5 protein-coding genes are annotated in these 5,820 nt (G+C 43.7%); all 5 read left to right on the top strand.

All coding sequences use genetic code 11. From position 1 onward, the window contains the following. Nucleotides 1-836 (top strand): bifunctional oligoribonuclease/PAP phosphatase NrnA (locus F6K52_RS30995; protein WP_293087978.1); only part of this gene is annotated, 836 nt, incomplete at its 5' end. A 129-nt stretch (nt 837-965) separates the two neighbouring features. Then, nucleotides 966-1,463, top strand: a complete 498-nt coding sequence (sixA, locus tag F6K52_RS30990; protein ID WP_293087975.1) for a phosphohistidine phosphatase SixA — start codon at nt 966-968, stop codon at nt 1,461-1,463. 177 nt (nt 1,464-1,640) lie between these two features. Further along, nucleotides 1,641-2,777 (top strand): citrate synthase, encoded by a 1,137-nt coding sequence (locus tag F6K52_RS30985; RefSeq protein WP_293087980.1) that lies wholly within the window; start codon nt 1,641-1,643, stop codon nt 2,775-2,777. Nucleotides 2,778-2,918: 141 nt separating this feature from the next. Next, nucleotides 2,919-4,004: a family 10 glycosylhydrolase gene (locus F6K52_RS30980; RefSeq protein ID WP_293087972.1), complete on the top strand. Its 1,086-nt coding sequence runs from the start codon at nt 2,919-2,921 to the stop codon at nt 4,002-4,004. Between the two features lie 379 nt (nt 4,005-4,383). Then, nucleotides 4,384-5,763, top strand: a complete 1,380-nt coding sequence (locus F6K52_RS30975) for an MATE family efflux transporter (RefSeq protein WP_293087970.1) — start codon at nt 4,384-4,386, stop codon at nt 5,761-5,763. Nucleotides 5,764-5,820: the final 57 nt, after the last annotated feature.

Here is a 5,820-nt window from a genome sequence, read left to right as displayed (position 1 = left end):
TGTATCAGGGCTATGTGCTGATTGATAACCAGGGTACAACCACCCAGCTGTTACCGATTGTTACCGAGGCAAATATTCCTCTAATTGCAATATTTGATCATCACAGTAGTCAAGGGGAGTTGAAAGCAGAATTTATTGACCTTCGTCCTCAAGCAAGAGCCACCGCGACGCTATTAACCCATTACCTTCAGGCTGGGTTACTACAGCTCGATAGTAGCATTAGTGAACATATCAAATGTGCGACAGCTTTAATGCATGGTCTGCGCTCTGATACTAGCATGCTGATGCAGGCTCAGGAAGAGGATTTCTTGGCAGCTGGATATCTCAGCCGCTTTTACGACACTCAACTCCTTAAGGCTATACTCAAGACATCTCGATCTCGTCGAGTGATGGATGTTATTGAGCGATCGCTTAAATATCGCATTGTCCAAGATAACTTCTCTATGGCTGGTGTCGGCTATCTTCGCTATGAAGACCGGGATGCTATTCCCCAAGCTGCTGACTTTTTAGTTACTGAAGAAAATGTTCACACTGCTGTAGTTTACGGGATTGTTTACGATGAAGACCAAGAATTAGAAGTGGTGATTGGTTCCTTGAGAACTAATAAGTTAACCCTCGACCCTGATGAATTTATCAAAGAAGCTTTCGGTCAAGACAGTCATGGGCGTTTCTTTGGTGGTGGGCGCATGATGGCTGGTGGCTTTGAAATTCCGACGGGATTCTTGAGTAGTTTTAATGACAAATCGGAGTATGCCAAGCTCAAGTGGGAGGTGTTTGATACCCAAGTCAAGCAAAAACTACTGCGGTTAGTTAATCCCCAGGATACGGTTATCTAAAACTATGTAATACCAACTAATGAACTCAGGAGTGTTTTCAGTGAGCGCGATCGCTGAAAGCGGGGCTGAGGCCAAAGGCCACGCTTCGCGAACGCCCATCGCATTTTAAGCGAATCTCAACATCAGTCCATGGAACTCTACTTAATTCGCCACGGTATTGCTGCTGAGCGAGGCACCTACAAAAACGATCAAGAGCGGCCACTGACCAAAATTGGCCATGAAAAAACTAGTAAAGTAGCAAAGGAGCTCCAGAAACGAGGGCTACATTTTGACCTAATCTTGACTAGTCCATTGGTCAGAGCTAAAGAAACCGCTGCTATCCTCCAAGATGTTGGTTTAGGCTCATTGGTTGAAGAGTCAGAGACTCTCGCTCCTGAGGGTGACATTCACCAATGGCTCAGCTGGCTACAGCAGAGGTGGCGAAAGACTAATGCTCAAAGACGTTTAGCTCTAGTTGGCCATCAACCTGATTTAGCTAATTGGGCGGAAATGTTGGTGTGGGGAGTATCCAATCAAAAACTAGTGCTAAAGAAAGCTGGAGTAATTGGGTTAAAGCTTCCTAATACTGGGAAGCCCTTCGGTCGTAGCGAGCTATTCTTGCTGACCTCACCTAAGTGGTTAGTATAGGAATCTTTCAGGGTTGATGGTGTTCGGAATCTCCCCCCATTCATGAGTCAGAGAAGTGAAAGATTGCTATAATATAGTCATTACACTAAAAATTAGTAGTCTTTGTAGCACGGAAGACTTAAGCACTAATCTCTGGTAAGTTAGCCTGAGATGACTGAAGATTCTGTAGGTAATAACATGATAGCTTGCGAGTACCAGCCAGGTTTAGAAGGCATTCCAGCAGCTCAATCCAGTATAAGCTACGTTGATGGGCAGAAGGGAATACTAGAGTATCGTGGCATTAGGATCGAAGAACTCGCATCAAACAGTACTTTCCTAGAAGCCGCCTATCTACTCATTTGGGGTGAGCTACCTACTAAGAACGAACTTTATGATTTCCAGGAGCAAGTTCGCCTCCACCGACGGATCAAGTACAGCATCCGGGACATGATGAAATGTTTTCCAGAAACTGGTCATCCCATGGATGCTTTACAAGCCTCTGCTGCTGCCTTGGGTCTGTTTTACTCCAAACGGGCTCTCGACAATCCACAATACATTAGGGAAGCCGTAGTTCGCCTGTTGGCTAAGATTCCTACCATGGTAGCAGCATTTAAACAGATGCGCAAAGGGGACGATCCAGTACGCCCTCGGGATGATCTTAGCTATGCTGCTAACTTTCTGTATATGCTCAATGAGCAAGAGCCTACTCCTCTAGAAGCTCATGTCTTTGATGTTTGCCTGACCCTACATGCCGAACATACTATCAATGCCTCTACGTTTTCGGCTCTGGTGACTGCTTCTACTCTTACTGACCCCTATGCAGTAGTGGCATCAGCGGTGGGAACTCTAGCTGGCCCGTTACACGGAGGGGCAAATGAAGAAGTGATTACCATGTTGGAAACCATCGGCTCAGTGGACAATGTCCACCCTTACTTGGAGGAGCGCTTGCAGCGCAAAGAACGAATTATGGGTTGCGGTCACCGAGTCTATAAGGTAAAAGACCCACGAGCAACCATACTTCAGAACTTAGCGGAACAACTGTTTAAGGAATCTGGCACAGACAAGTACTACGAAATTGCTTTGGAGTTGGAGAAAGCAGTGGAGGAAAAACTGGGTCATAAGGGAATTTATCCCAATGTGGATTTCTATTCCGGCTTAGTTTACCGGAAGCTGGGTATTCCGAGTGACTTGTTTACACCAGTGTTTGCGATCGCACGGGTTGCGGGTTGGCTAGCTCACTGGAAGGAACAGCTAGCTGTCAATCGAATTTTTAGACCTACTCAAGTCTACACGGGCACTCACGATTCTCCCTATATTCCTATCGAAGCTCGTTAGTCGTTAGTCATTAGTTATTAGTCATTAGTTATTGGTAATTGGTCATTTGGGCGTTGGTGATTCTTGAGGTTTGTCCACAAAGCTGGGAGCTAGCGCGCCTAGGAAAATAAGAATTACCAATTACCAATTACCAATCAACTAATGAAATTTCCGTTAAGAAAGAAATTCAATAAATTTATAACTTGGATGTTAATAGGAATGGTAGTCCTGGTAGTACTTAACACTATCATTCCTGCCCCTCGCCATACCCCAAAAATCACCAATAAAATTCAAGGAATTTGGGTAACTCATGTCGGTAACAACTTTCTATCCTATATAGGACAAACTGACAATGTATTTCACCAGTTATCTGCTCTAAATTTTAATCGAATTTACCTTGATGTTTATAATGGTGGAACTACCTATCCTAGTAACTATTCCCTCAAAAATAACCGGATTACTTTACCCTTTACCGACCCCCTAAAAGCCGCTATCAAAGAAGGTGAACGACAAGGATTAAAAATCTATGCTTGGTATGAACATGGCATGATGCTTCACCTTAATTCAAAATTTGCTAAGCAGCATCCCGATTGGCTCCTGAAGACGTCAACAGGAGAAAAAGCTATCGATCAACATCTGTGGCTAAATCCAAACCATCCAGATGTTCAACAGTACTTCATTAATTTATTTACTGAAGTGGCTAAGAACTATCCCAACCTCTATGGTATTCAACTAGACGATCATTGGGGCATTCCAACTCAGTTTGGAAATCACGCCAGAGTGATGACGGAATTAACCCGTAAAATTTACCAAGCTGTTAAAAAAATTAACCCTAACTTAATTATATCTCTTTCCCCCAACTCCCCAAGTTTTTCCTACAGAAAATATTCTCAAAATTGGTTGTATTGGGTACGCCAAGGCTTAATTGATGAAGTAATTGTCCAAATTTATCGCAAGACCAGCCAAGACGTAATCAATACTCTAAAATCGTCTGGTTTACGAGAAGCTAGTTATTACGTTCCGGTAGCCGTAGGTATCTACAGTGGAGAATTCTATCGCCCTAAGCCCATCAATGAACTCAACAAGCAGATAGAAATAGCCGAAAACTATGGTTATGGTTATTCTCTTTTCTGCTGGGAATCTACCTATAGTCCTTTTCGTCGTCTAAAACCAGAGCACAAAGAAGCGTTTGTTAAAACTTACTTGGGCATAAAGAAAGTTTTTTTTAAATTTATAAGTTTTTTGTAACTATTAGTGTAAGCAGTCAGCTATAGCAAAGGGAACAGGGAATAGGGAACAGGGAATAGGGAACAGGGAATAGGGAACAGGGAATAGGTTATAAGGAAAAAAATTTCTGTACCTCATAGCTATCAGAAACACTATAGATGAGGGGAAATTATTTACTTAAATTACCTGTTTTAACCCATTTGTCATTTTTAACCTCTTACCTTGTCTATAGATACAGGACTTAGGCACACAATCCATGGGTAGGGTCAGCAAAACCTTGCCCACCCTACAGGTAGCGTTAAATTGAGGGATTTGCGTAAGTCCTAAGATAAATCCTCAAAACCAATTAAATTTTAAATTTAGTAAAATTTTATTAAGTTTAATTAAACTATACCCTACCATGAAGCAAAACCTAATTGAAGGGAAGGTGAGCTCCCAGCTAACCCGACTAACGATACCGATGATTTGGGGAGTGTTTGCAGTTATTGCTTTCAACCTAATTGACACCTATTTTGTCGGACAACTGGGAACCAAACACCTAGCAGCTATGAGTTTCACCTTTCCCGTGGTGATGACTTTAGGTAGTTTAGCGATGGGGTTGGGGGTGGGAGCATCCTCTGTGATTGCCCGTGCGATTGGAGAAGGCGATCTCCAGAAAGTGCGGCGACTGACAACAGATAGTCTAACCCTGTCTGTGCTAGTAGTAGCATTGTTCACGTTGCTGGGATTAGCAACTATCGATCCCCTATTTACCGCCTTAGGAGCTGATGCCGATGTGCTACCACTGATTCGTAGTTACATGCAGATTTGGTACTGGGGAATGATTTGTCTGGTTATCCCCATGGTGGGTAATAGTGCTATCCGCGCTTCCGGCAATACTGCTATTCCCAGCGTGATAATGACCGTTGCTGCATTCGTCAATATTGCCCTCGATCCAGTCTTAATCCTCGGACTGGGAGGATTTCCTCGATTAGAACTGGCAGGGGCAGCGATCGCAACAGTCATTTCCCGCGCCACCACCCTAGTTGTAGCCTTGTGGTTTCTCAACAATCGCCTGCAGATGCTTTGCTTCAACCTGCCCAAGCTCAGAGTAATTTTAGAATCTTGGAAAAAAATTCTCTATGTGGGTTTGCCTGCTGCTGGAACTAGCATGGTATCTCCCATATCTATTGGTGTAATCACTGGGTTGCTAGCTAGTTACGGAACTATCGCAGTAGCAGGTTTTGGTATTGCCTCACGAGTAGAATCCTTTAGCCAGATTGTCCTAATGGCACTGTCTGCCAGCATTGGACCATTTGTAGGGCAAAACTGGGGGGCGAAAAAGTACCTCCGTGTCCATCAAGCCTTGCGTCTGAGTTTCCTATTGTGCTTATTTTGGGGAGTGCTAGTAACAGTGATTCTTGCTCCCACAGCTCCTTGGTTAGCCTCCCTGTTTAACAGCAACCCAGAAGTAATAAAAATTACCGCCACTTACCTACTTATTGTCCCGATTAGCTATGCCGGAACAGGGGTGATTCTAGTTGCCAGTTCCACGTTTAATGCCTTAGGTAAACCCTTACCATCAGTAGTGATGACCGTGACTAGGATGGTGCTGCTTTACATACCACTGGCCTATCTAGGTAGTCAGCTATTTGGCGTAAATGGTATCTTTGCCGCTGCCTGTATTTCTAATGTAGCTGTTGGCTTAGGGGCATATATCTGGAATCAGAAAACCTGTAATCTCAAAACTGTTTCAGCATTGGAGAAAAATTCAGTATCTGCTGGCATTGGTCAGCTTTGAGGTTAGCTATCAGCTATCAGCTATCAGCTATCAGCTATCAGCTATCAGCTATCAGCT

The organism is Moorena sp. SIO3H5, assembly GCF_010692395.1.
Lineage (GTDB): Bacteria > Cyanobacteriota > Cyanobacteriia > Cyanobacteriales > Coleofasciculaceae > Moorena.
The sequence above is the reverse complement of the archived record's forward strand: the minus strand, read 5'-3'. Positions and strand labels throughout refer to the sequence as shown.

Excerpts from the sequence above, each read along its gene's own strand:
- sixA (WP_293087975.1), top strand. The coding sequence starts at position 966 with ATGGAACTCTACTTAATTCGCCACGGTATTGCTGCTGAGCGAGGCACC.
- F6K52_RS30985 (WP_293087980.1), top strand. The coding sequence starts at position 1,641 with ATGATAGCTTGCGAGTACCAGCCAGGTTTAGAAGGCATTCCAGCAGCT.
- F6K52_RS30980 (WP_293087972.1), top strand. The coding sequence starts at position 2,919 with ATGAAATTTCCGTTAAGAAAGAAATTCAATAAATTTATAACTTGGATG.
- F6K52_RS30975 (WP_293087970.1), top strand. The coding sequence starts at position 4,384 with ATGAAGCAAAACCTAATTGAAGGGAAGGTGAGCTCCCAGCTAACCCGA.